This is a genomic window from Phytohabitans kaempferiae (assembly GCF_042433955.1).
GTDB classification, from domain to species: Bacteria; Actinomycetota; Actinomycetes; order Mycobacteriales; family Micromonosporaceae; genus Phytohabitans; species Phytohabitans kaempferiae.
This window is the reverse complement of sequence record NZ_JBHLUH010000100.1, coordinates 1-24,452: the sequence shown is the minus strand read 5'-3', so window position 1 is coordinate 24,452 and position 24,452 is coordinate 1. Positions and strand designations below refer to the sequence as shown.

Sequence of the window (24,452 nt, the reverse complement as noted above, 5' to 3'; positions counted from 1 at the left end):
GATGAGCACGCTGCGTATGCAGGGCCTCTACCCCGCGACGGTGACCCCCTTCGACGAGGACCTGAAGATCGACTTCGCCGGCCTCGACGCCCACCTGGGCGCCACCGCCGAGGCCGACGGGGTGCGGGGCCTGGTCGTCAACGGCCACGTCGGCGAGGTCCTCCAGCTCTCCTCCACCGAACGCGCCGACATCGTGCGGCACGCGCTCACCGTGCGCCGTCCCGGCCAGCCGGTGATCGCCGGCATCGAGGCCAACACCGCCGACGACCTGGTGCGCGAGGCCACCAACGCCGCGGAGGCGGGCGCCGACGGGCTGCTCGTACTGCCGCCGATCGACGTGCGCCCATACCGGCGGCTGGCCAAGCATCCGGCCTCGGTCATGCACTACTTCGAGGCGCTCGACAAGCAGGTGGGCCTGCCCACGGTGGTACACCAGTACCCCGACTTCACCGGCTGCGCGTACTCGATCGAGGTGCTGCGCGAAGTGGTCGCGCTCGACAGCGTGGTCGCCATCAAGGCCGCGTCGTTCAGCCCCACGCGGTACGCCGAGGTGTGGGACGCGTTCCACGACGACGTGGCCGTGCTCGCCGCCACCGACGCGCCGGCGCTGCTCGGCATGCTGCTGCACGGCGCGCACGGCGCCCTGATCGGCATCGGCGTCATCGACCCACCGACCTGGGCCGAGCTCATCGCCGCGGCGACCGGAGGCGACGCCGAGCGGGCCCGGCAGGTGTTCCTCGGCCGGTGCGTGCCGCTCATGGACACCGTCTTCGAAAACCAGGAGCCGACCGAGCTGCGCAGCGAGGCCGCGTCCACAAAGGAGGCACTGGTGCAGCTGGGACAGTTCGCCTCGTCCCGGGTCCGCCCGCCGGCCTGCGACGTCGACGACGAGGCCCGCGCCGAGATCGGCGCGACCCTGGAGAGGATCGGCCTGCTCCGCCCGACCGCGCACGTCTCGCGATGACCGCCGCGCCATCCTCCGCTGACGTGGTCGTCGTCGGCGGAGGGGCGGCCGGGCTGGCCGCGGCCGTGTCGGCGGCGACGGCCGGGGCGCGCGTGCTGCTGCTGGAGAAGGAGCCCCGGCTCGGGGGGACCACGCGCTACGCGGTCGGCTCCTTCACCGCCGCCGGCACCGAGGCCCAGCGCCGCGCGGGGGTCACCGACGACGCGGTGGCGTTCGTCGAGGACATGTACGCGTTCGCGGGCGGCCCGGACAACGACGACCTGCGGCTCATGCTGGCCACCGAGAGCGGACCCGCGATCGCCTGGCTTGAAGGGCTGGGCGTCACCTTCGCCGGGCCGTTCGAGGAGCCGCCGAACCGCGTACCCCGGATGCACAACGCCCTGCCCGGCGCCCGCGCGTACCTGGACCGGCTGCTGCGGGCCGCGCGCCGCCGGGGCGTGGCGATCCGTACCGGCGTGACCGTGACCGGCCTGCTCCGCGACCCCCGCGGCCGGGTCACCGGCGTACGCTGCGGCGCCGCGACGGTCACCGCCCGCCGGGGAGTCGTGCTCGCCGCCGGTGACTTCGCCGGCGACCGCGAGATGCGCCGCCGGCACCTGCCGGCCGCCGCGCACGACGCGCTGCCGGTCAACCCCGCGTCGTCCGGTGCCAGCCAGCGGCTCGCCGCCGAGGCCGGTGCCGAGCTGGTCAACATGGACCTGGCGTACGGGCCGCAGCTGCGCTTTCCCCCGGGGCGCAAGGGCTTCGTGGAGAAGCTCCCCACCTGGCCGTGGCTGACCCGGCTCATGCGCTCGTACGTGTCACACGCCCCGGCGTGGGCGCTGCGGCCGTTCGTGACCGGCGTGCTGGTCGCCCACCTCGGCCCCGGCCCGGGCCTGTTCGAGGCCGGCGCGATCCTGGTCAACGAGAAGGGCGCGCGGGTCGACGGCGCGGCGGCGGGGCTCGCCGCCGAGCACGGCGCGCGCGGCTACGTGGTGCTGACCCGCGCGCTCGCCGACCGGTTCACGAGGCCGCCGCACCACGTCTCCACCGCGGCCAGCGTCGGCTACGCGTACTTCGGCGACTACCGCCGCAGCCGCCCCGAGCTGGTGCACGAGGGGCGCGACGGGGCCGCCCTCGCCACCGCCATCGGCGCCGTGCCGGCCAACGTGGCGGCGCTCGGCCTCTCCGGGCCGCTCGTCGCGCTCGGCCCGGTGCAGGCGATGCTCACCGTCACCGAGGGCGGTGCCGCGGTCGACACGTACTGCCGGGTCCTGGGTCCGGAGGGCGTGCCGATCCCCGGCCTGTACGCGGCGGGCGGCGCCGGCCAGGGCGGCATGCGCCTGTCCGGCCACGGCCTGCACATCGCATGGGCGCTGGTCTCCGGCCGCCGCGCCGGGGAATCGGCGGCGCGGCCGTGACCGCCCGCCCCCGGAGGGCTGGTGACCGCCGGCCGGGGGAGCCGCGTTCCGGGGGCCGGCGGCAACTGCCGCTCACCGAGCTGGCCCTGGTCGCGATCATGCTGGTCGGCGGCACCGCGGTACACGCCGCGCGCACCGTCGTGTCGTACCGCGCGCTCGCCGTGGGCGCCGACACCGTGGCCATCGGGGTCATCGCGGCGGCCTTCGCCGCGCTGCCGCTGCTGGTCGCGATCTGGACCGGCCGCCAGGCCGACCGCGGGCGCAGCGGGTCGGTGCTGCTCGCCGGCGGCTTCTGCACCGCCGCCGGCTGCCTGGCGCTGGCGCTCGCCGCCGACGTGCCGACCCTCGCCGCCGGGTCGGCCCTGCTCGGCCTCGGCCACCTCTGGCTGCTCGTCGGGAGCGAGTCGATCGTCGCGCACGGTTCGTCGGCCAACCACCAGGACTGGTGGTTTGGCTGGCTCACCGCCACCGCCTCGCTCAACCAGCTCGTCGGCCCGCTCGGCGCGGGCCTGCTGATCGAGGCGGGCGGCGTCGACGGCCGCCTGGCCAGTACCGCGAACGGGCTGCTCATCGGCGCGGCCATCGCCGCGCTCGCGGTGCCCCTCGCGTGGTGGGTCTGGCGCCGGGTCCGCACCGGCCGCGCGACGCCGGCGCGGGACAGCCGGGTACCCATGCGTCAGGTCGTCGGCGCGCCCGGTGTGCGGGTCGCGCTCTTCGCCGGCATGGCGCTGACCGTCTGCATCGACATCCTCATCATCTACCTGCCGGTGCTCGGCGAGGAGCGGGGTATGCCGCCGTCGGTCGTGGGCGCCCTGCTCGCGGTCCGCGCCTGCACCTCGCTCGCCACTCGGCTGGGCACGTCACTGGCGCTGCGCCTGGTCCGTCGCATCCCGCTGGTGGTCGGTAGCCTGGTGATCCCCGGGCTCGTCCTCGCCGTCGTGCCGTTCACCACCGACTACGCGTTGCTTGTCGTCATCATGGCGGTGGCCGGTGTGACGCTCGGCCTGGGTACCCCACTGTCGATGACCTGGCTGGTGCAGATCGCCCCGGCCCGTTCCCGCGGCACGGCGCTGGCGCTGCGGCTGATGGTCAACCGGATCGGGATCGTCGCGATCCCGCTCGGCGCCGGCGCGCTCGCCGCCGCGACCGGTGCCGGTGCGGCGTTCCTGTTGCTCTCCGGCCTCCTGGTGGCCGCCGGCACGGCCGTCGTACCGCGCTGGCGCACGGCCGACGCGCTGGGGGCCGAGGTCGGCCTCCAAGGCGGGAAGGGGCGAGGGCAGGCGGGGACGGACGCTCCGATGTCGGCCGGCGAAGCGAGTTTCGCGGGCGGAGGGGGCGCGGCCGGGGGAGCTGCCGCTGGGGGAAGGGGCGAACGATGACCGATGTGATCGTCTGCGGTGGCGGCGTCGCCGGCCTCGCGGCCGCGGTCCGCGCCGCCACGGCCGGTGCCGACACGCTCGTACTCGAGAAGGCGCCCCGGCTCGGCGGCTCCGCACTGCTCTCCAACGGGACACTGTGGACATTCGCGGATCCCGAACGGGCCGCGCGGCTCATGCCAGGCGCCGACCACCTGCTCCAGGAGACCGTCATCGCCGAAGCGGCCGCCACCCTCGACTGGATCGCCGGGCTCGGCGTGCCGCTGGGCGCCACGGTGGACATGGTGCACGGCACCGGCCGCTCGGTCGACCCGGCCGGCCTCGTCGACCTGCTCCGGGCCCGCCTGCTCGGGCTCGGCGGCCGCATCGAGCTGCGTACCCCGCTGCGCACGCTCACGCCCGACCCCACTGCCGGCGCTTCGCCGCGGGCGGGCTTCACCGTCAACGGCGAGTGGAACGCGCCCGCCGTCGTGCTCGCCACCGGCGGCTTCCAGGGCAATCCCGAGCTGCTCACCCGGTACGGCATCGCCCCCGACCACGTGTACCTGCGGGCGAGCCCGTGGAGCACCGGCGACGGGCTGCTCGCCGCGCTGGCGCTCGGTGCCGCCACCACCGCCGGGCTGGACGGCTTCTACGGCCACGCCATGCTCGCCGCCCTGGCCGCCGCCGCCCCGCAGGACATGTCCGCTTCGTCGGCAGCCTTCGGGCCGCGCGAGTTTCGTGAGGTCAGCCAGTACTTCGGGCCGTTGAGCTACGCGGTCGGGCTGGACGGTCGCCGGTTCACCGACGAGAGCGCAGGTACCGGCGAGGAGTCGCTCAACGAGGCCCTGGCCCGCCGCCCCGGCGGCCGCGGCTACTACCTCGGGGACGCGCGGGTCCTCGCCACCGACGCGCTGCCCGGCCGCCTTGCCACTCGCACGATCGTCGAGCGGGCGGCCGCCAAGGGAGCCGCCGTCACCGCCCCGACCCTGGACTCGCTCGCCGCCGCCCTCGCCGACCACGGGGTACCCGCCGCCGCGCTGCTCGACACCGTGCACGCGGTCAACCGCGCCGGCGCGACCGGCGGCTGGGGCGACCTGTATCCGCCCCGCGCCCGCCACCGGTACGGCCTGACCGAGCCACCGTTCTTCGCGGTGGCGGTCAAGGCCAGCCTGACCTTCACCACCGGGGGCGTCGCCGTCGACCACGAACAGCGCGTACTCGACCGTGCCGCCTCCACCAGCCCGATCGGCACGCTGGTCACCGACCCGGCCGACGTCGACCCGGTCCCGATCCCCGGCCTGTACGCGGCCGGCTGCGACGTCGGCGGCCTCAGCCACGCCGGCTACTTCGGAGGTCTGCTGCCCGCCCTGGTCACCGGCCGCCGCGCCGGGACGAACGCCGCCCGTACCTGATCTCCCCGAGCGGCTGAGCACGCCGGCGCTTCGCCGCCCGGTTGCATGCCGTGGAGCACCAGCCCGGGTTCCTCGCCTTCGAGTTGCTGCGCCCGGTCGCCGGGGAGAGCCGCTACTTCGTCTACACCGTCCCAGGAAACGTCGGTCTGGCCGTCGACCCACTCGCGCCACCGCTCGTACGTGCGCGGCTGGTAGTCCGGCGTGTCGCGGAACGCGCCGTCGAGGATCCGGCCAGCGCGTACCGCACCTCGTCCAGGCTGAAGTCGGCCTGCCCGACGGCGGCCAGGTCGCTCGCGTGCACCAGCGCGAGGATCTCGGTCACGTCGTCGAGGGTCGGCCGGCGCGTGGTCCAACCAGCGGGAACCGTCACGCCCCGCATTCAACCCCGGCCGGCCAGCGCGACGCGCGGCATTATTCGCGCGTCGCCTCGCCGGGCACCTCCGGGCTGCCGAACCGGGCGACGTGGTGCCAGACCCGCTTGAGCGCCTGCTCGTCGTACCGCCCGGTGCGGGACGCGTCGCCGATGACGGCCGGGTCGAGGTGGCCGTCGCGGGCCAGCGACTCGCCGAGCGCCACGAACTCCAGGCCCCGGTACTCCGGGTGCCGGCGCAGCTCGGTCGTGCTCAGGCGGAAGCCGCCGTGCCACTCGACCGGGCAGCCGAGCCGCGCGGCCTGCTCCTCGACCGGCGTACCCCGGTAGCAGGGATCGAGGACCAGCGCCTCCACGTCGCGGCCGAGCACGACGGGGCCGTGGACGTGGGCCTCCACGTAGTCGTCGAGCGCGTCCAGGTCGTCCGCCTCGGCCAGCGCGATCAGCGTGGAGACCGTGGTGACGACGCCGAAGTGCTCCGGTTGCAGATGGCTGTCGGGGTAGCAGAACGTGGTCCGGGGCAGTGTGTGGGCGGCCATCCGCAGGTGGGAGCTGCCGAAGCGGGGCGCGCCGCCGACCTGCCGGCGGCGGAAGTTGAGCGACCCGTACTTGGGCCGGTCGGCCGCCGGCCCGGCGTCGTACGCCCCGGCGAACATCCGGCTCTCCCACAGCCATCGGTCGCCGCCGCGGTGCGCGGTGAGGCCGCCGTTGCTGGTCCCGGTCTCGAACTGCGAGCGGTAGCGGCCGTCCCGCGCCATCAGCTCCAGGATCGGTGCGCCGCCGACCAGCCGGTCAGGGTGGAAGTGCAGCGTCACCCGCAGCGACGGGTCGGCCGACTCGCCGGTCGCGAGCGCGGTCACGTGGGCGATGGCCAGATCCTTGGGCAGTGACATCGGTCGGTGGTATCCGATCTAGCCGGGCACGCCAGCACCGGCGCCGGCGGGCACGGCGGGGGCGGGCTGTTCCGCGTAGCGGCGGCTGAGGCGCTGGTACGGGCGGCTGCGCAGGGCCAGCACCGTGGCGATGATGCCGAGGACGCCGGTCAGCATGAAGACGAGCGCGAGGCCCCGGTCGGCGCCGGTACCGAACCAGCCGCCGATCGCGCGTGCCCCCGCGCCGTCGGTCATGAACGGGATGAACACGAACTGGGCCACCGGCGAGATCAGGAACGCGGTCAGCGGCGAGGCGGCCTGCTCCACGCTCTGCGCGAAGCCGAAGACCCGTCCCTGCCGTTCGAACGGCACCACCTTCTGCAGGATCGTCTGCTCGGCCGCCTCCGCATACGGGACGAAGAGCATGTAGAGGTACATGCCCGCCGCCAGCAGGACAATCGAGGAGCGGACCGGGAAGAGCAGGGTGACCGTCCACAGAAGCAGGTTGACCGCGAGCAGCAGCCGTACCGGGTTGGCGCCCACGCCGGTGCGGCTCACGATCAGCCCGCCGACGATGAAGCCTGTGCTGAGTACCCCCCAGAGCAGGCCCCACGCCTCGACCGAGACGAGCGAGAGGCCGTACGCGTCCATGAGCGCCATGAACACGCCGCCGAGCAGGTTGTTGAACGCGGAGAAGACGATCAGCGCCATCAGCCCCGGCACGCCGCGCACCACGCCGATCGTGCCGCGCAGGTCGACCCTTCGTCCGGCCGCGGCCTCCAGCACCGGCGCGGCGCCCTCCGCCACCGGTCGGGCGCCCTCCGCCACCGGCACCAGGGCCAGGTGCACGACGGCGGCCCCGAGCACCGCGAGCGCGAGGACCAGGACCCAGTGCATGCCGCCGAGTCCCACGAGTACGCCGCTGATCACCGACGTGACCAGGAAGGACACGCCCGAGGTGGTGCCGACCAGCCCGTTCGCCCGGCCCCGGCTCTCCTCGGCGATCAGCACGGTCACCAGCGTGGGGAGCGCGATCGTGCGGATGTTGCCGGCGATCACACCGAACATGAGCACCATCACCAGCGCCCACAGGGCACCGCTGGTCGGGTCGGTGAACGACTCCTTCGGCGTGACCTGGTAGACCGCGAACGCCACCGCGTACAGCGCCAGCGACGCCACCGCCGAGACCTGCATCATCAGCTTCTTCGCGTGGTGGTCGACCAGGCTGCCGAACCAGATCCCGGTCGAGGCGGTGAGCGCCAGGAAGATGCCGGAGAGGACGCCGGTCGCGAAGACCGAGCGGGTCTGGAGGTACACGTAGAAGGTGATCGCGAACCAGACGGTGAAGTTGATGACCGACACCAGCAGCGTGCTCACCAGCAGGTGAAAGAAGGTCCGGCGATCCCCGTGGATGTGGCGCATGGTCTGGACCATAAGACCTCAAGCCCTCTTCAAGTCCACTGCTTTTACCTAACCGCCGGTGCCGATGAATCCCCGGCGGACACGGTCTTCCGCGTGATGTCACCGTTGGTAGCCACTTCGCTGGCGTGGGCGGTGGAAGATTCGAGATCGAGACGAGTTGTGGCGAGCATGGCGCCATAAGTCGTCTCGATCCCTATTCCCACGCGGGGTGGCGACACGGAAAGTCACGGGGCCGAAACGCCGGTCCGGACGGCGGCAGGGGCCGCCGTGGTCGCGTCGCTCCGCGACGGTGCCGTCCGCGAGCGGCGGGGACGGCGTTGCGGCGGTAGGCCGGGTCAGCGTTCGACGGGCTCTCCGGGCCGGCCCACTCCGGATGGCGAGGTCGGGGCCAAGGCCCACCGGCACGGGGCCGGACGGGCTATGTCCCTGACTGGTGGGGCGTGCGGGCAGCCCTGCCCGCCGTGCTCTCGCGCACGACGAGGCGGTGCGGGGCGCGCAGTTCGAGGCCGGGCGGGGGAGTGCGGCTGCCGATCCGGAGCAGCAGGCGTTCGACGGCCGTGGTGGCGATCATCTCCTTGTCCGGCGAGATGGTGGTGACCGTCGGGTTGGAGTAACGGCCGTCCTCGATGTCGTCGTAGCCGATCACCGCCACGTCGTCGGGGACCCGCAGGCCCCGGGAGACCAGCGTGTGGATGGCGCCGAGCGCGACCAGGTCGCTGTAGCAGAAGACCGCGTCCGGCGGGTCGTCCCGGTCGAGCAGACGGGCCATCGCGGTGGCGCCGTCGACCCGGTTGAAGCGCGGGGTACCGATGATGAGGTCCTCGTGCACCGGCAGCCCGCGCCGCTCGTGCGCGATGCGGAAGCCCCGGGTGCGGAGCTGGGCCGCCTCGCCGGTCGCGTACGGCTGGTCGCCGATCGCCGCCAGCCGCGTGCGGCCGAGGTCGAGCAGGTGCTCGGTGGCCTGCATGGAGGCGGCGACGTCGTCGATGCCCACGTGGTCGAACGTGCCGTCGCTGACCCGCTCGCCGAGGATCACCAGCGGCAGGTCGGGGTCGCGGTCGGCGAGCGCCTCCTGGGCGAGGCCGAGCGGGCTGAAGATGACCCCGTCGAAGAGCAGCCGGCTGGAGCCGTGGTTGATGAGCATCCGTTCGTGCTCGCGGTCGCCGTCGGTCTGGTCGATCAGCACGTTGTAGCCCCGCACGCGGGCCGCCTGGATGATGCCCTGGAGCAGTTCGGAGAAGTACGGCGTGTCGAGGTAGGGGACGACGACCGCGATCTGGCCGGAGCGGCCGCGGGCCAGGTTGCGGGCGAGCACGTTGGGCCGGTAGCCGAGCTGGTCGACCGCCTGCTGCACGCGGAGCCGGGTGCGCTCGGTGACGTTGGCGTATCCATTGACCACATTGGACACAGTGCGACTGGAGACGCCGGCGAGCTCGGCCACGTCGCGGAGGGTGACATCCCGTCCTCGTCGCATCAGCTCTCCGTCCGCCGCTCTTCTGGGCCCGAGAGGGCTCGGCCAGAAGTTTCCGGCACGTTACCCCTTGCCCACCATCGTCGATGCGTGCATGCTGTTTGCAGCGCTGCAAAATCGTAGCAGGGCGGGTGAAAGCCCATTCCCGCAGCACAGCGGCCGTGGTCCCCACCCCGCGGCGAGCCCTTCGCACGCGCGCTCCGTGACGTGTGCCGCGCGAGTGTGGGAGGCATGAGAATCGACGGCCGGCCCTTGGTGTGCCAGCACCGCGGGCCGGCCTACCTGAACACCTGAGTGAAACGTTTCGAATCCCCGCGGAGGGACCGATGAGTGTCAGGCACCTCAGTGTAGAACGGAGACGCCGACCGATCCGCGCCATGATCATTGCCGTGCTCGCCGCGCTCACGCTGGTCGCCGCCGGTTGCGGTGGCGGCGACGACAGCGAGGAGTCGAACGGCCCGGTCACGATCACGGTCTGGGCGTGGTACCCCGCCTTCCAGGGCGTCGTCGACCACTTCAACCGCACGCACACCGACGTGCAGATCAAGTGGACCAACGCCGGCACCGGGCAGGACCAGTACACCAAGCTCCAGACCGCGCTCAAGGCCGGCAAGGGCGCGCCGGACGTGGTGATGCTCGAGTTCCAGGAGCTGCCCACGTTCCTGCTCACCAAGCACCTGGTCGACATGGGCAAGTACGGCGCCAACGACATCAAGGGCAACTACGTCGACTGGGCGTGGAAGCAGGTCAGCAACGGCGACGCGGTCTACGCGATCCCGGTCGACGCCGGGCCGATGGCGATGCTCTACCGGGAGGACGTCTTCCAGCAGCACAAGCTGACCGTGCCGAAGACGTGGGCCGAGTTCAAGGAGCAGGCGCAGAAGCTGAAGGCCGCCTCGCCGGAGAGCTTCATCACCGACTTCGGCGCCAACGACGGCGGCTTCATGACCGGGCTGATGTGGCAGGCGGGCGCGCGCCCGTTCGAGTACACCGCGGCCCAGTCGCCCAACATCGGCGTGCGGCTCGACAGCGACCCCGCGAAGAAGGTGATGGCGTACTGGGAGGACATGGTCGACAGTGGACTCGCCGACACCACCGCCTACGGCACCACCGACTTCTACAGCGGGCTCGCCAGCGGCAAGTACGCCACGTACATCGCCGCCGGCTGGGGCCCCGGCTACCTGGCGAGCGTGGCCAAGACCACCGCGGGCAAGTGGCGGGCCGCGCCGCTGCCACAGTGGACGGCCGGTGAGGACGCGCAGGGCGACTGGGGCGGCTCGTCGTTCGCGGTGACCGACCAGACGAAGCATCCCAAGCAGGCGACCCAGGTGGCGATGGAGATCTTCGGCTCCGACAAGGACGCCTGGAGGATCGGCATCGACGAGGCGTTCCTCTTCCCGACCGCCAGCCCGATCCTGGAGTGGGACTACTTCCTCGACAAGGAGTACGAGTTCTTCGGCGGCCAGAAGGTCAACGAGGTGTTCGTGCCGGCGTACAACGGTATCGGCGAGTTCCAGTGGAGCCCTTTCAACAGCTACTACTTCAGCCAGCTCACCACCGCGCTCAACCAGGCCGTGGAGAAGAAGAGCTCCTGGACGGCCGCGCTCGACACCGCACAGCGGAACATCACCGGGTACGCCTCGCAGCAGGGATTCAAGGTCGCGTCATGACGATCCTCGCCCGGCGTCCACGGATGGGCCGGCAGGCCGTGGCGGGGTGGCTCTTCGTCACCCCGTTCACGGTGCTGCTCGTGCTCTTCCTGCTGCTGCCGATGCTGTACGCGGCCAAGCTGAGCCTTTACCGCTCGACGCTGGTCGAGGGGGAGGTCTTCGCCTGGCTGGACAACTACCGGCAGGCGCTCGGCGATCCGGAGTTCCGCCGGGGAGTCGTGCGCGTGCTGGTCTTCGGCGCGGTGCAGACGCCGGTGATGATCGGGATCGCGCTGGTCGCCGCGTTGCTCGTCGACGAGGCGACCTCGCGCTTCTCCCGCCTCTTCCGGCTGGCGGCCTTCGTGCCGTACGCGGTGCCGGTGGTGATCGGCACGCTCATGTGGGGCTTCCTCTACAGCCCCAGCACCGGCCCGCTCAGTGTGACCAATGTGGACTTCCTCTCGTCCGGCACGGTGCTCTACTCGCTCGGCAACATCGTCACCTGGCAGTGGGCCGGCTACAACATGATCGTGCTGTACGCGGCGCTCCAGGGCGTGCCGCGCGAGGTCTACGAGTCGTCCCGGATCGACGGCGCCGGGGCGGTGCAGACCGCGCTGCGCATCAAGACGCCGATGATCTCGGCGGCGATCGTGCTCGTAACGATCTTCACGATCATCGGGACGCTCCAGTTCTTCACCGAGCCGCTGATCCTCCAGCCGCTCAACCCGGGCGCCGTCACCAACAGCTACACGCCCAACGTGTACGCGTACCACCAGGCGTTCTCGTACCAGCAGTACAACTACTCGGCGGCGATCTCCTTCCTGCTCGGCGCGGTGGTCTTCGTCGGCTCGTACATCTTCCTGTTCGCGACCCGGCGAAGGAGCGCGCTGCGGTGAGCACGGCAACCCTGGCGGGCACCTCCCGGACCGAGCCGGCGCCGGCGCCCCACCGGCCGCCCCGGCTGACCGGCGGCCGGATCGCCTCGCACGCGGTCATGGCGCTGATGACCGTGTACTTCCTGCTGCCGTTCTGGTGGCTGCTCGTCGCCTCCACAAAGGACAACGACGGGCTCTTCGGCTCCGCCCCGCTCTGGTTCAGCGGCGACTTCGACCTCTTCGGCAACCTCGCGCTGCTGTTCACTCAGGACGGTGGGGTATACCTGAAGTGGCTGCGCAACTCGGCGCTCTACTCGATGGTGAGCGGTGTGGGCGCCACCGCGATCGCCGCCCTGGCCGGCTACGCCTTCGCGAAGCTCCGCTTCCCCGGGCGCAACCTGCTCTTCGCCGCGCTGCTCGGCCTCATCATGGTGCCGGCGACCGCGCTGGTGCTCCCCACCTACCTGTTGATGAGCGAGGCGGGGCTCACCGACACGGTGTGGGCGGTCATCCTGCCGTCGCTGCTCAACCCCTTCGGCGTCTACCTGCTGCGGGTCTACGTTCACGACTCGGTGCCGGACGAGATGCTGGAGGCGGCCCGGATCGACGGCGCCGGCGAGCTGCGCGTCTTCCGCAGCGTGGCGCTGCCGGCGATGCGGCCGGCGCTGGTCACCGTGCTGCTCTTCACGATGGTCGCCACCTGGAACAACTTCTTGCTGCCGCTGGTGATGCTCAGCGACAACGAGCTCTTCCCGCTCACCGTCGGGCTGCGCACCTGGTACATGTCCGCGACCATCGGCAACGGCGGTCCGGCGCTCTTCAACGTCATCGTCGTGGGCGCGCTGGTCGCGATCGTCCCGCTGATCGTCGCGTTCCTCCTGCTCCAGCGGTACTGGCGCGGTGGGCTGACCATCGGCGCCCTCAAGTGAGCCCGTCTTTCGAAGGGATGACATGCGCGTAGCATCCTGCGTCCTCGATCCGGCCGCGGTCGTCGCCCCGGTCAGCCGCCGCACGTTCGGCTCCTTTGTGGAGCATCTTGGGCGGTGTGTCTACACCGGAATCTACGAGCCCGGCCATCCGCTCGCGGACGAGGACGGGTTTCGCACCGACGTGCTCGCGCTGACCCGCGAACTGGGCGTCACGATGGTCCGCTACCCGGGCGGCAACTTCGTCTCCGGATACCGGTGGGAGGACGGCATCGGCCCCCGCGAGCGGCGACCCCGCCGGCGCGAGCTGGCCTGGCACAGCGTGGAGACCAACGAGTTCGGCATCGACGAGTTCGCCCGGTGGGCGGGCAAGGCCGAGGTCGAGATGATGTACGCGGTCAACCTCGGCACGCGCGGCGTGCAGGAGGCGCTGGACGTGCACGAGTACACCAACCATCCGGAGGGCACCGCCTTCGCCGAGCTGCGGCGGTCCAACGGGGCGAAGCAGCCGTACGGGATCAGGCTGTGGTGCCTCGGCAACGAGATGGACGGCCCGTGGCAGATCGGGCACAAGACCGCGCAGGAGTACGGGCTGCTCGCCGCCGCCACCGCCCGTGCGCTGCGCGCGGCCGAGCCCGGCCTGGAGCTGGTCGCCTGCGGCAGTTCCAGCTCCGCGATGCCGACCTTCGGCACGTGGGAGGCGACGGTGCTGGAGCACGCGTACGACGTCGTCGACTACGTCTCCTGCCACGCGTACTACGAGGAGCACGGTGGCGACCTCGGCTCGTTCCTGGCGAGCGCGGTCGACATGGACCACTTCGTGGAGAGCGTCGTGGCCACCGCGGACAGCGTGGGCGCCCGGTTGCGCAGCAAGAAGAAGATCAACATCTCGTTCGACGAGTGGAACGTCTGGTACCTCTCCCGCTTCCAGAGCCAGGAGCCGGCCACCGAGTGGAGCGTCGCGCCGCGGGTCATCGAGGACGAGTACACCGTGGCGGACGCGGTCGTGGTCGGCAACCTGCTGATCTCGCTGCTCCGCCACAGCGACCGGGTCACCGCCGCCTGCCAGGCGCAGCTCGTCAACGTCATCGCGCCGATCCGCAGCGAGCCGGGCGGGCCGGCGTGGCGGCAGACCATCTTCCATCCGTTCGCGAAGACGGCCGCGCTGGCCCGGGGAAGCGTGCTGCGGACCCGGCTCGACTCGCCCACGTACGCCACCGACCGCCACGGTGAGGCGTCCGTCGTGGACGCGGTCGCGACCCACGACGAGGAGATCGGCGACCTGGTCGTCTTCGCCGTCAACCGCGACCAGACCGAGTCCGTGGAGCTGACCGTGGACCTGCACCTGTTCGGCGGCGAGCCGCGCCTCGCCGAGGCGTGGACGCTGACCGACGACGACCTGCGCGCCACCAATACCCAGGAACGGCCGGACCGGGTCGTGCCGCGACCGACCGCGGGGGCCTCGGTAGACGGCGCCACGCTGAAGGTCGTCCTGCCCCGCGTCTCGTGGAGCGCGATCCGCCTGGTGGCCCCGCGATGAGGCGGCGCACCGTCTTCGGCGTCGTCGTGGCGCTGTTCGTCGCGCTGATGCCCGGCCCGGCGGCGGCCGCCGGCTCCGCCTCGCCGGACCCGATCGCGCACGACCCCACGATCATCAAGCAGGGCCGGTACTACAACGGGTCCGGCGCCGGCCCGTGGAACGCGCGCTCGTACTCGGTCTGCGCCTCGTAGCCCACCAGGGGTGGAGGGCACGGCGCCGGCGTCGAGCGCCGCCGCCGTGCCCTCCGGCGTGGCCGCCGCGCCCGGCGGCGGCCACGCCCGTCGAGAGGTCAGATCAGCTCGATGTAGTCCAGCTCCGCGTATCCGGTGCCGCCGCCGAAGTAGGGCGAGCCCTTGGCCAGCCGGATCACGTTGTAGCCGGCTCGCAGGCTGACCGAGGTGCTGACCGTCGCGCCGAACTGGCCCCACGCGCCGGTGGGCGGGTAGCTCACCGTGGACCAGGCGCCGCCGTTGTACGCCAGGCCGTGCGTCGCGGTGGCGCCGGTCGCGTTGGCGTATCCGATCCGCATCGTGTAGGCGCGGGCGGTCGGCACGTTGACCACGAAGTCGACGTAGCTGGCCGTACGCGGGTCGCCGGTGTTGTCGATCTGCCCGACGTACGCGCCGGCGGAGGCGCTGGAGCTGCCGAACCGGTTGGCCCGGAAGATGGACGCGTTCTCCGCCTCGTACCGCTGCTGGTAGCTGGGGACGCCGCTGGTCGGCTGGATGTTGATGTGGTAGCCGCTGGTGGCGCTCATGTTGGGCACGGTGACGGTCAGCTCGCCGTTGATGACGGTCGCGGTGGTGTTGCTGATGACCGTCGGCGCGGAGACCTGCGTGTACCGCCCGGAGGCCGGCGTCGACTCCACGCGCACGCGGACCTGGCCGCCGAGCGAGGAGAGGCCGGTGACCCGCACGTAGTTGGTGCCGGACTCGCCGCCGAAGATCACGTCGACGATGCGGCGGGTCGGGTCGTGCGAGGCGAAGCCGTCCAGCCCGGTCTGCGCGCGGGGCGTGGTGACCACCATGTTGCCGGCCATGTCGCCGTACCACTTGTACAGCCACCAGCTCCCGGTCGGCTGGTTGTCGACGGTCAGCCCGTTGACGGTGCCGTACTCGTACCAGAAGGCGCGGTGCGCGTTGTCCACGCCGGCGCGCTCGAACTTGGCGATGTAGCTGGCGACCGGTCCGGGCTGGTCGATCTCGGTCGGCGTGGCGTACTCGTTGATGGAGATCCGGCGCGGGCTGATGCCGAGCGACCGCTCAAGATTCCGGTAGTTGGCGACGTTGGCCGCGACGTTGGCCGACGTCTGGAGTTCGTGCCAGCAGATGATGTCGGGCAGCGCGTTGTTGTCCCGCGCGTACGTGAGGAACGAGCGCATCCACGACTCGTTGTACGTCGCCGTGCTCGGGCCGACGATCGGCGTGAGCGTGTCCCGGGCGCGGACCCGCTGGTACGTGCGGACCCAGCCGGCGTTGAAGTTGCCGGCCGCGGCGGTGTTCCAGGTGTAGTCCGGCTCGTTCCACAGCTCCCAGCCGGTGATGTTGCTGGTGCCGGTGGCGGCGAGCCGGTCGTTCACCTGCGTGTCCACTTTGGCCAGCCAGTCGTTCCAGCTGACCCACTGGTACGGGAAGTTGGGGTAGATGTCGGGCATGCGGATGTACTCGGCGGCGCCGACCCGGGTCGCCTGGGGCGCGACGAGCAGCGAGTCGCCGCCCGGCGGCTGGCCGTTGGGGCGCTGGCCGACCCGGGGCGCCGGCTGGGTGATCGTGTGCAGCTTGAGCGGGAGCAGCATGTTGTCGGCCGGGCGGTTGTTCTCGGCCAGGGCGTAGAGTCCGCCGGCGCCGACGTGGCTGACCGGGCGGAACGGGGTGGCGGCGTTGACCGTGAGGGTGGAGTTGGCGGCGCTGGCTGTGCCTTCGGTCAGGGCGACGCAGGCGACGGTGGCCGTGACGGCCGCGGCCAGCGCCGCCGCGGATACGCGGGGCGTTCGCACGGGGGTGCCTCCTCGGGACGGGCCCAGCGCGGGCGGGGACGACCACGCTGAACGGCGGGCCCGGCGCGGCCGGGGGCAGCCGCGCCGGGCGACAGGGCTCAGCGCGGGCGGGGGACCACCGCGCTGAACGGGGCGACCGTGATCTTGTCGATCACGGGGGCGTACTGGGAGCGCAGCAGAATGCCGGGGAACGTCTCGGACGCGTACGTGACGCCGTCGAAGTTGGGCAGCTCGGCGGCGGCGAAGCGGATCGTGTTGGCGCCCTTGGCGAGCCGCACCGGCACGGTCAGCTCCCAGAAGTTGTTGTCGTGGAATGTGTGCGGGAAGAGCACGCGCCGCTCCGCCCCGCCGTTGACCGAGATGTCCGCGTGCCGGGCGAGCGGGTCGGGGTTGTAGTGGGTCGCGGCGGACTGCTCGGGGTTGGCGTAGCGGACCCGCATCGCGTACGTGCCGGCGCGCGGCACGGTGACGGTGAAGGTGAGCGTGTTGGCGTTGCCGGGAGGGCCGCCGACGCCGGTGACCGCCGCCGCCCCGCTGGCCAGGCTCCTGCTCGCCACGGCCGCAGTGCCGGCCCGCGCGGCGGCTTCCGCCTCGTAGGCGGTGGCCGGCAGGTGCTTCGCGGTCGGCGTCACGGAGAGCCGGTCGACCAGCGCGCGGTGCGACTGCCCGGTGACGGTGACCTTGTTGACGCCACCGGAGAGCGAGACCGCCGCGCGCGGGGTCGCCACCTCGATGCCGTTGACGGACATCCGCACCTTGCCGCCGCCGGCCACGGCGAGGTCGAGTGTGGACTCGCCATCGGTGGGGGAGTAGACCCAGAAGGTGGCGGGCTGCCCGCGCCCGATCTCCACGCCCCTGGCCTGTCCACTGTAGACCGGCCGGGCACCGCGCAGGTCGGCCAGCTCCGCTTCGTACACGGAGGTGGCGGCGGCCGGGTTGGGCAGGGCGAGCGTGATCCGGTCGACGATCGCGTCGCCCTTGGTGGCGCGGCTGCCGTCGAGGCCGCGCGCGGCGAGCGAGATGGTGTGCCGCCCCGCGGTGAGCTCCACAGTGGTGTCCGCGTGGTCCCAGACGACCCACTTGTAGCCCAGTGGCAGGAACAGCTCCTGCTCCGCGCCGCCGTCCACGCGCAGGAACACGTTGGTCGGCCCCTGCTCGCGCACGAGGTCGTACGTGTTCAGTGAGTTGGCGAAGACGCGCAGGTCGTACCGGCCGGTGGTGGGCACGTCGACGGTGAAGTCGAGCACGCCGTCGCTGCCGGTGCGCAGGCCGCCGACGTTGAAGCCGCCGGAGGTGTAGAACTTCGACACGTCGGCGGGCGAGCCCTCGGGGCCGTTTCGGCTGTAGCCGCCGCCGGTGTACGTGGCGTCCTCGGCCTCGTACGAGCCCTCCCACAGCAGCGACCGCGGCGTGGGGCGGGACTTGCCGCCGGCCGGGCTCAGAACGATCTCGTACGCCGACGACTCCACCAGCCCCGGCAGGTCGAGGACGACCGCGCCGTCCTGCACCGCCACGTCCCGCTCGGCGACGAGCCGCGGCTGCGCCGAGTCGCCCAGCTGCCCGGTCCACGGGATCTCCCGGACGAGCGCGCGCACGGTGCGGCCGAAGACGTCGCGCGGCACGCGCTCGAAGCGGATGTGCCCGGCGCCGCTGGCACCACCGACGATCGCGCGGGCCTGCTTCTTGTCGCGGTCGAGGGTGGCGACGCCCTGGAGCGTGTAGTTCTGCCCCGGGTACGGCGGCGTCACCCGCACGGTGTGGCCGGTCATGCCGCCGTAAGCGTTGTAGAGCCACCACTGACCGTTGCCGCGGTTGGCCTGCACGGCCGAGTCGGAGAGGTTGCCGTCGATGTTCCAGTACGCGATGTCGGCGTCCACCTTGGACTCCTCGATTGCGGAGATCCACTGGATCATCTGGCCGGGGACCGAGGTGTGGTAGTTGAAGGCGTACTCGTTGACGTTGATCGGGAGCTGGCGGCCGCCGAGGACCTCCCGCTCCCACTCGCGGTAGCGGCGCACGCTCTCGCGCACCTGCTCGGGGTGGCTCAGCTCGTGCCAGGTCATCACGTCGGGCACGGTGCCCGCCTCGACGGTGTGCTCCAGGAAGCCCTTGACCTGGGCGAAGAGCACGCTGGTGTTGGGGCCGGCGATCCGCGCGTCGGGCAGCTTCCCCTTGATGAGCGCGTAGATCTCGTCCCAGGCGCGGAAGTAGTCGGTCGGGTCGCTGAGCCAGCTGACCCGGTTGTAGCTCCACTCGCCGGTGCCGAACATGTTCCCCTCGGGCTCGTTGAACGGCACGAAGACGATGTTGTCCCGGTACTCCGCGGGGAGCTGGCGCACCTGCTCGACCTGCTTGGCGATCTTCTCCTGGAAGAGGTCGAGCTTCTCCTTCGGCGTGCTGCCCGGCCACTGGTACGGGAAGCCGCGGTGGATGTCGGTCATGTAGATGTAGACGTCGCCGTCGGTGGAGTCGGCGAGCGGCCTGACCACCTCGAGCGCGTCGGCGCCGGGATGCTGCGGACCGTCCTGCGCCTTGGTCGAGACGGTGCGCAGCCGCATCCCCTCGATGAGGTTGTTGGTGGGGACGCCCGGACCGTAGAGGCCGTACAGCGTGCCGGAGGCCCCGCCGTGGAAGGCGCCGGTGTTCGTGCCGAGGTCGATGCTCAGCTCGCCCTCGCGGATCACCGAGACGGTGGCGGTGACCGGTGTGCCGGCCGCCTCCCCGGTCACCGTGAACGTGCCGCGCGCCGCGTAGTCCGCCGGGTCCACGGGCGACCAGGCGATCGGCACGTCCCGGTCGTACCCGTCGGAGAAGGTGGCGCGGACGGCGGCGGGCAGCGGCGGCGCGGTGCCGATCGTGGTGCGGACGTCGAACGCGTTCCGGGCGAGCCCGGTGGGCGTGGGCGGTGCGGCGCCGGCGATCTCGGCCACCTCCGGTGCGGACAGGGCGGCGGCGTAGACCTGGAAGTCGTCGATCGCGCCGTCGAAGAGCGGGTCGGGATAGAACGAGCGGCCGATGAATCCGGCGGACGTGGTGGCGGCGTCGATCAGATCGGCGGCGCTCACGGTGGTGCGGGCGGAGGCCACGGCGGCGCCATAAAGGTACGTGGTGACCCGGTCGGCGGCCGTGTCGAGCGTGACCGTGACCGTCTTCCACGCGCCGGCGGGCAGCGGGGCGTAGCCGGTCACCTGCGCCTCACCCCCGGCGAACGAGGAGGTGACCGCGGTGCGCAGGCGCCCGTCCCCGTTGTACGGCGTGCTGAACAGGTAGCGGCTGGTGTCCTTGCCCAGCGCGTACATCCACTGCCATGGGGCGGTTGTGCCGTCCCACCGCACGCGCGCCTGCACCGTGAGGTCGGTGCGCCCCTCCAGCAGGGCGCGGGGGAGCTGGACGTACGCGCCGGTGGAGGTGGGCGCGCCGCCGGGCAGGTCGATCGCGTGACCTCCGCCGGGAGCGTCCACGAGGGAGGCGGTGGCGGCGTTGACGAGCGTGCCGTGCAGCCCGTTGCCGGAGGAGTCGGTGACGGTGCCGGTGGCCAGGTCGTCGGCGTCGAACTCGTACCGGAGCAGGGGCGCGGGCGGGGCGGCGAGCGCGGGGGCGGCGACCGGCAGTTGGGCGACGAGAGCGGCGGCGGCCAGGGCGGCGGCGGTGATCGGCCTCAGGACCATCTCTCCTCCGGCTGGTGTGAACGCTAACAGCACGTGCGGAAAATGTTTCCGGCTTTCTGAGCCGGGGCACGTCGTGGTTTCGCGTAGGTTACGAGGGACGGAGACATCCGTCAACGCCTCGAAGCGGGGCTGGTTGAGGAAAAGGTTTTCCGTCGCTACGGTGGCCCTGTGGCAGACCGGCGAAACAGGGTGGGCATCGTCGACGTGGCCCGGCGGGCCGGCGTATCGGTCGGCACGGTGTCAAAGGTGCTCAATGGGCGCGGGCAGCTCCGCGACGAGACGCGGGCCAGGGTGCGGGCCGCGGCGCAGGAGCTCGGTTTCGTGCCGAGCGCGGTCGCCGCCAGCCTGCACACCGGCCGCACGTACACGGTGGGTCTGATCATGACCGACCACCATGGACGCTTCAGCCTGCCCATCCTGCACGGCGCCGAAGACGCGCTGGGCTGGGACGAGACGCTCGCCTTCGTCTGCGACACGCGGGACGACCCGATCCGCGAGCAGCACTACGTGCGCAGCCTCGCCCGGCGCCGGGTCGACGGGATCATCGTCGCCGGGCGCCGCACCGAGCCCCGCCCGCCGCTGGTCGGCCTGCCACAGGTGCCGGTCGTGTACGCGTTCGCCCGGTCCGCCGACCCCGCCGACTGCAGCGTGGTCGTCGACGAGGAGGCGGGCGCGGTGCTCGCCGTCGAGCACCTGCTGCGCACGGGCCGGCGGCGGATCGCGCACGTCACCGGCCCGCACGGCCACGCCTCGGTGCGGACCCGGGTCGACGGCACGCTGCGCGCGCTGCGCGAGGCCGGGCTGGAGCTGGTGGGCGAGCCGTGGTACGGCGGCTGGAGCGAGGTGTGGGGCCGGTTCGCCGCCGCGTCACTGGTCCGCGAGCATCCCGAGGTCGACGCGGTCTTCTGCGGCAGCGACGCGATCGGGCGCGGCGTCGCCGAGGGGCTGCGCGACAGCGGGCGGCGGGTCCCCGAGGACATCGCGCTGGTCGGCGTGGACAACTGGCTGCCCACCGCGGAGGGCTCGCGGCCCCCGTTGACCAGTGTCGATCTCAATCTCCAGCAGGTGGGGCGCACCGCCGGCGCGCTGCTGCTGGAGGCCATCCAGCGCGGCTCGACCGAGCCGGGCGCGCACACCGTGCCGTGCCGCCTTGTCGTCCGCGCGTCGTCCGCACCGGTGGGCGGTTAGGGCCTGTTTCACGAGGGCATGGCCGGCCCGCGGCGGGCATCGGCTCGACCGACCCTTGTAAACAGCCCTCAACGCGGTCACCCGTGGCGAGTGGCACCGCGTCAGGCGACCGTCACCCCGGACGCTTCGTCGCGGAGCTGGTCGCGGTGGCGGGGGTCGCCAGGGGGCCGTCGGCGACGACCAGGCCGTCGGCGGCGGCACCGCGCATGGTGACGTACCCCTTGATGCGCTGGTGGATGCGGGCGTAGTCGGCCCTGCGAGGGCTGTCGCCGGTCTTGGCCGCGCTCAGGTCGACCAGCCGGGCGCGGGGGTGGTAGTCCATGAAGAACGGTCGGACCTGGACCGCCTCCACGCGCCAACTGCCCGGCGCCACCTCCGCGAAGGTGAACGTGGGGATGACGGAGTCGGCGGTGTTCTCCGGGGAGCCGTCCTGGAAGCGCACGAGCAGGTTGCCCAGCCCGTACGCGACCCACTTGTCGCCGATCCGCTCGAAGGGCTGCACCACGTGCGCGTGCATGCCGATGATCAGGTCGATGTCGGGGCTGGCGAGGAGCTGCGCGGCGAGGCCGGTCTGACCGACGTCGGCGGCGTTCTGGTACTCGGTACCCCAGTGCAGCGAGGCGATGACGATCTCGGCGCCGGCCTGCTTGGCGCGGCCCGCCTCGGCCAGGATCGCCTTCGGGTCGATGAGGTTGCCGATCCAGGGCTTGCCGGCCGGGCGGTCGATGCCGTTGAAGCTGAACGTGTATGACAGCTGCGCGACCTTGATCCCCCGCACGTCGAAGACGTTGGGCGTGGTCGCCTCGCGGGCGGAGCGGGCCGAGCCGGTGTGGTGCAGGCCGACCCGGTCGAGGTTGTCGAGCGTGCGGGTCACTCCCTCGGCGCCGTAGTCGAGGGTGTGGTTGGACGCGGTCGAGCAGGTGTCGAAGCCGGCGGCCCGGGCGTTGTCGGCCAGCTCCACTGGGGAGTTGAAGATCGGGAAACCGGTGAACGGGCCGCGTTCCGGGCCGAGCGGCTGCTCGATGTGGCACACCGCGACGTCGGCGGTCTCGATGGCCGGCACGATCGCGGCCATGATCCGGCTGAAGTCGTACCCGCCGCGCCCGGCCGCCTGGGCGTCGGCGCGGGCCTGGGCGACGAGTTCCGGCTGCACGAAGAGATCGCCCGCGGCCGCGACGGTCAGCCGCGTCGGCCGGGCCGGCGGGGCGGGGGCCGCCGTGGTGGAGGCGTCGGCCTTTCGCGCGGCTCCGGGGTCGTCGTCGGTACATCCGCCGGCCAGTGCGACCAGCACCACCACTACCACCGTCCACCATCTACGCCGCATATCCGGCATTCTGGGGCGCGGTGTGGGGGGCCGGTCGGGATTGGCGAAACCGCCATCGCGCCGGCCGCGAGTGTGCTTGTCAGGTCAGCTCGCCGGCGACGAGATCCATGAGGAGTCCGTCGTGGAAGGTGCCGTCGGGGCCCCGCTCGTACTGCCGCATCACGCCGACCGGCCGGAAGCCCACCTTCTGGTACGCCCGGATGGCCGCCGTGTTGTCGGCCGCCGGGTCGATGACGAGCCGGTGGTGCCCGCGCGTGCCGGTCAGGTGGCGGGCGAGCGTGCGCACCGCGTCGGTGCCGAGCCCCTTGCCGGCCGAGTCCGGGCGCAGGTAGATGTCGATGCCGGCGTGGCGGTAGCGGGGATCCTCGTTCTCGTACCACTGGATCGCGCCGACGACCGCGCCGTCTGCCATGATCACGAAGGTCTGCGACAGCTCCTCGGTGACGACCGCCGCGTGGTCGTGCTCGTCGCCCCACCACCGGCGTACCTCGGGCGTCGTCCGGATCTCGACAAGTGCCTGGACATCGCCGGCCGTGGCTGGCCGCAGCGTCACGCGCTCGCCGCGCAGAGTCGTCATGGGATCACGCTAGCGTGAGCGCCCCGGCGGTGTGCGGGGCGACCCGGCAGCGTGTCGAAGGTCGGGTCGAAATCCGCGAGGGCCCGCGTGGGCAGCGCGGATATCTACAGTGGACGAGCCGATCTTCCGCGCGCCGCCTCGCATCCTGGTGCTCGGGCGGGCGACCCGGCGGTCTTGACCTCAAGCGTCATTGAGGTCTGATGCTGGGCCGGTGACCGTGGTTTCCGCACGTGCCGGCAGGTCGGGCGCGCTCGGCGTGCTGCTGCTCGGTTCGACCCTGACCGTGATGGCCGGCGCCGTCCTCGCGCCCGTCATCGAGCTGATGCGCACCGAGCGTGGGTTCTCGGCCACCGCCGCCGGGCTGGTCGTGACCGTGCACGGCGTCTCGCTCGCGCTGGCCGGGCCGGCGGTGGGCTGGCTTGTCGACCGGTGGGGCACGCGTCGGCCCCTCGCCGCCGGGCTGCTGCTCTACGGGCTGGCCGGCGGCGCGGGGCTGGTCGTCGAGTCGTACCCGCTGCTGATCGCGACCCGGCTCGCCTTCGGCATCGGCGCCGCGTTCGTCTTCACCGGCACCACCGTGGAGCTGCTCGACCGGTACGGCGGCCCGCTCCGCGACAAGGTCATGGGCTGGCGGTCCGCCGCGATCAGCCTCGGCGGGGTGGTGTGGCCGCTGGTGGGCGGGGCGCTGGGGGCGATCTCGTGGCACGCGCCCTTCGCGGTCTACCTGCTCGGCGTGCCGCTGGCCGCGCTCACCTGGCGGATGGCCGACCGCCCCCGGCCCGAGCCGGCGGTGCGGGCGGGGCGCGGCCCGCTGGCGCTGTTCGCCGGGCGGCCCGGGCTGCTGGCGGTGTACGCGCTCCAGGGCATCGCCACCGCCCTGCTCTACGCCGTGCTCGTCTTCCTGCCGGTGCGGCTCGGCGAGTTGGGCGTCACGAGCACGGTCGCGGTGGCGGTCTTCACCGCGAGCCTGTCGGTCGCGATGAGCGGCGTCGGCCTCGGGTACACGCGGCTGCGCTCCCGCGTCGACCACAGTGGACTGCTGCTCGCCGCGTTCGCGCTGTGGACGGTCGCGCTGCTGGCCATCGGGCTCGCCGGTGCGGTGGCGCTGCCACTCGTCGCCGTCGGGCTCTTCGGCGCCGGCATGGGCGTGGCCGTACCGGCGCTCACGGTGCTGACCGGCGACCTCGCCCCGACCAGCCATCGTGGACAGGCGACCGCGCTGCTCGCGACGGCCGGCTTCGGCGGGCAGTTCCTTTCGCCGCTCCTGTTCGGACCGCTCTCCTCGGCGACCTCCACGCGGGCGACCTTCGTCGTGGCCGCGGCACTCGCCGGCGCCACCGGCCTGACCCTGCTCGGGTACCGGTGGCGCCGGGAGCGCGTCGCCTATCTGTAGGTGATGTCGGAGGTGCCGTAGAAGCAGTTTGTGCTGTCCGCTCCGGT

19 protein-coding genes are annotated in these 24,452 nt (G+C 72.3%); 11 read left to right on the top strand and 8 right to left on the bottom strand.

The features are described 5' to 3' along the window. Position 1: 1 nt before the first annotated feature. Genes ACFFIA_RS41210 through ACFFIA_RS41195 form a run of 4 tightly spaced genes read left to right on the top strand, consistent with a single transcriptional unit; the run spans position 2 to position 5,134 of the window. A complete protein-coding gene (locus tag ACFFIA_RS41210) occupies positions 2-964 on the top strand; it encodes a dihydrodipicolinate synthase family protein (protein WP_377262386.1) in 963 nt (320 codons plus the stop codon). Further along, positions 961-2,364: an FAD-dependent oxidoreductase gene (locus ACFFIA_RS41205; protein ID WP_377262384.1), complete on the top strand. Its 1,404-nt coding sequence runs from the start codon at positions 961-963 to the stop codon at positions 2,362-2,364. Before ACFFIA_RS41210 ends, ACFFIA_RS41205 begins: the two co-directional genes overlap by 4 nt. Further along, positions 2,361-3,743, top strand: coding sequence for an MFS transporter (locus ACFFIA_RS41200; protein ID WP_377262382.1), 1,383 nt, complete (start codon positions 2,361-2,363; stop codon positions 3,741-3,743). The genes ACFFIA_RS41205 and ACFFIA_RS41200 overlap by 4 nt, the downstream gene beginning before the upstream one ends. After that, entirely contained in the window at positions 3,740-5,134 is a 1,395-nt protein-coding gene (locus tag ACFFIA_RS41195; RefSeq protein ID WP_377262380.1) for an FAD-dependent oxidoreductase, read from the top strand. Before ACFFIA_RS41200 ends, ACFFIA_RS41195 begins: the two co-directional genes overlap by 4 nt. 121 nt (positions 5,135-5,255) lie before the next feature. Here the strand turns inward: ACFFIA_RS41195 and ACFFIA_RS41185 are convergent, their stop codons facing one another. From ACFFIA_RS41185 to ACFFIA_RS41170, 4 genes are all read right to left on the bottom strand, one after another. Further along, positions 5,256-5,504: a hypothetical protein gene (locus ACFFIA_RS41185; RefSeq protein ID WP_377262378.1), complete on the bottom strand. Its 249-nt coding sequence runs from the start codon at positions 5,502-5,504 to the stop codon at positions 5,256-5,258. A 41-nt stretch (positions 5,505-5,545) separates the two neighbouring features. Beyond that, on the bottom strand, positions 5,546-6,397 hold the full coding sequence (locus ACFFIA_RS41180) for a DUF3626 domain-containing protein (protein WP_377262376.1): 852 nt from the start codon (positions 6,395-6,397) through the stop codon (positions 5,546-5,548). Positions 6,398-6,415: 18 nt separating this feature from the next. Beyond that, on the bottom strand, positions 6,416-7,798 hold the full coding sequence (locus ACFFIA_RS41175; protein WP_377262373.1) for an MFS transporter: 1,383 nt from the start codon (positions 7,796-7,798) through the stop codon (positions 6,416-6,418). Positions 7,799-8,216: 418 nt separating this feature from the next. Continuing rightward, positions 8,217-9,272 (bottom strand): LacI family DNA-binding transcriptional regulator, encoded by a 1,056-nt coding sequence (locus ACFFIA_RS41170; RefSeq protein ID WP_377262371.1) that lies wholly within the window; start codon positions 9,270-9,272, stop codon positions 8,217-8,219. Positions 9,273-9,646: 374 nt separating this feature from the next. Here ACFFIA_RS41170 and ACFFIA_RS41165 point away from each other — a divergent pair, with 374 nt between their 5' ends. The 5 genes from ACFFIA_RS41165 to ACFFIA_RS41145 are packed head-to-tail and all read left to right on the top strand — an operon-like array spanning position 9,647 to position 14,450. Beyond that, on the top strand, positions 9,647-10,939 hold the full coding sequence (locus ACFFIA_RS41165; RefSeq protein WP_377262369.1) for an ABC transporter substrate-binding protein: 1,293 nt from the start codon (positions 9,647-9,649) through the stop codon (positions 10,937-10,939). Further along, on the top strand, positions 10,936-11,814 hold the full coding sequence (locus ACFFIA_RS41160; protein WP_377262367.1) for a carbohydrate ABC transporter permease: 879 nt from the start codon (positions 10,936-10,938) through the stop codon (positions 11,812-11,814). The genes ACFFIA_RS41165 and ACFFIA_RS41160 overlap by 4 nt, the downstream gene beginning before the upstream one ends. Continuing rightward, entirely contained in the window at positions 11,811-12,722 is a 912-nt protein-coding gene (locus ACFFIA_RS41155; RefSeq protein ID WP_377262365.1) for a carbohydrate ABC transporter permease, read from the top strand. Before ACFFIA_RS41160 ends, ACFFIA_RS41155 begins: the two co-directional genes overlap by 4 nt. A gap of 22 nt (positions 12,723-12,744) precedes the next feature. Then, entirely contained in the window at positions 12,745-14,259 is a 1,515-nt protein-coding gene (arfA, locus tag ACFFIA_RS41150; RefSeq protein WP_377262362.1) for an arabinosylfuranosidase ArfA, read from the top strand. After that, positions 14,256-14,450, top strand: a complete 195-nt coding sequence (locus ACFFIA_RS41145) for a hypothetical protein (protein WP_377262361.1) — start codon at positions 14,256-14,258, stop codon at positions 14,448-14,450. Before arfA ends, ACFFIA_RS41145 begins: the two co-directional genes overlap by 4 nt. Positions 14,451-14,548: 98 nt before the next feature. Here the strand turns inward: ACFFIA_RS41145 and ACFFIA_RS41140 are convergent, their stop codons facing one another. Together ACFFIA_RS41140 and ACFFIA_RS41135 are read right to left on the bottom strand one after the other, a co-directional pair. Then, positions 14,549-16,255: a hypothetical protein gene (locus ACFFIA_RS41140; RefSeq protein ID WP_377262360.1), complete on the bottom strand. Its 1,707-nt coding sequence runs from the start codon at positions 16,253-16,255 to the stop codon at positions 14,549-14,551. 98 nt (positions 16,256-16,353) lie between these two features. Further along, the gene (locus tag ACFFIA_RS41135; RefSeq protein WP_377262358.1) at positions 16,354-19,923 is read right to left on the bottom strand and encodes a LamG-like jellyroll fold domain-containing protein; all 3,570 of its coding nucleotides are present in this window, start codon (positions 19,921-19,923) and stop codon (positions 16,354-16,356) included. A gap of 168 nt (positions 19,924-20,091) precedes the next feature. Between ACFFIA_RS41135 and ACFFIA_RS41130 the strand changes: the two genes are divergently transcribed. Then, positions 20,092-21,111, top strand: a complete 1,020-nt coding sequence (locus tag ACFFIA_RS41130) for a LacI family DNA-binding transcriptional regulator (protein WP_377262357.1) — start codon at positions 20,092-20,094, stop codon at positions 21,109-21,111. A 112-nt stretch (positions 21,112-21,223) separates the two neighbouring features. Here ACFFIA_RS41130 and ACFFIA_RS41125 read toward each other — a convergent pair whose 3' ends face one another. Both ACFFIA_RS41125 and ACFFIA_RS41120 read right to left on the bottom strand, forming a co-directional pair. Then, a complete protein-coding gene (locus ACFFIA_RS41125) occupies positions 21,224-22,435 on the bottom strand; it encodes a CapA family protein (protein ID WP_377262355.1) in 1,212 nt (403 codons plus the stop codon). A gap of 79 nt (positions 22,436-22,514) precedes the next feature. After that, complete coding sequence (locus ACFFIA_RS41120) at positions 22,515-23,012, bottom strand: GNAT family N-acetyltransferase (RefSeq protein WP_377262354.1); 498 nt, start codon at positions 23,010-23,012, stop codon at positions 22,515-22,517. Positions 23,013-23,223: 211 nt separating this feature from the next. Between ACFFIA_RS41120 and ACFFIA_RS41115 the strand changes: the two genes are divergently transcribed. After that, positions 23,224-24,405 carry an MFS transporter gene (locus tag ACFFIA_RS41115; protein ID WP_377262351.1) on the top strand — a complete coding sequence of 394 codons (1,182 nt, stop codon included), beginning with the start codon at positions 23,224-23,226 and terminating at the stop codon, positions 24,403-24,405. Positions 24,406-24,452 lie beyond the last annotated feature (47 nt).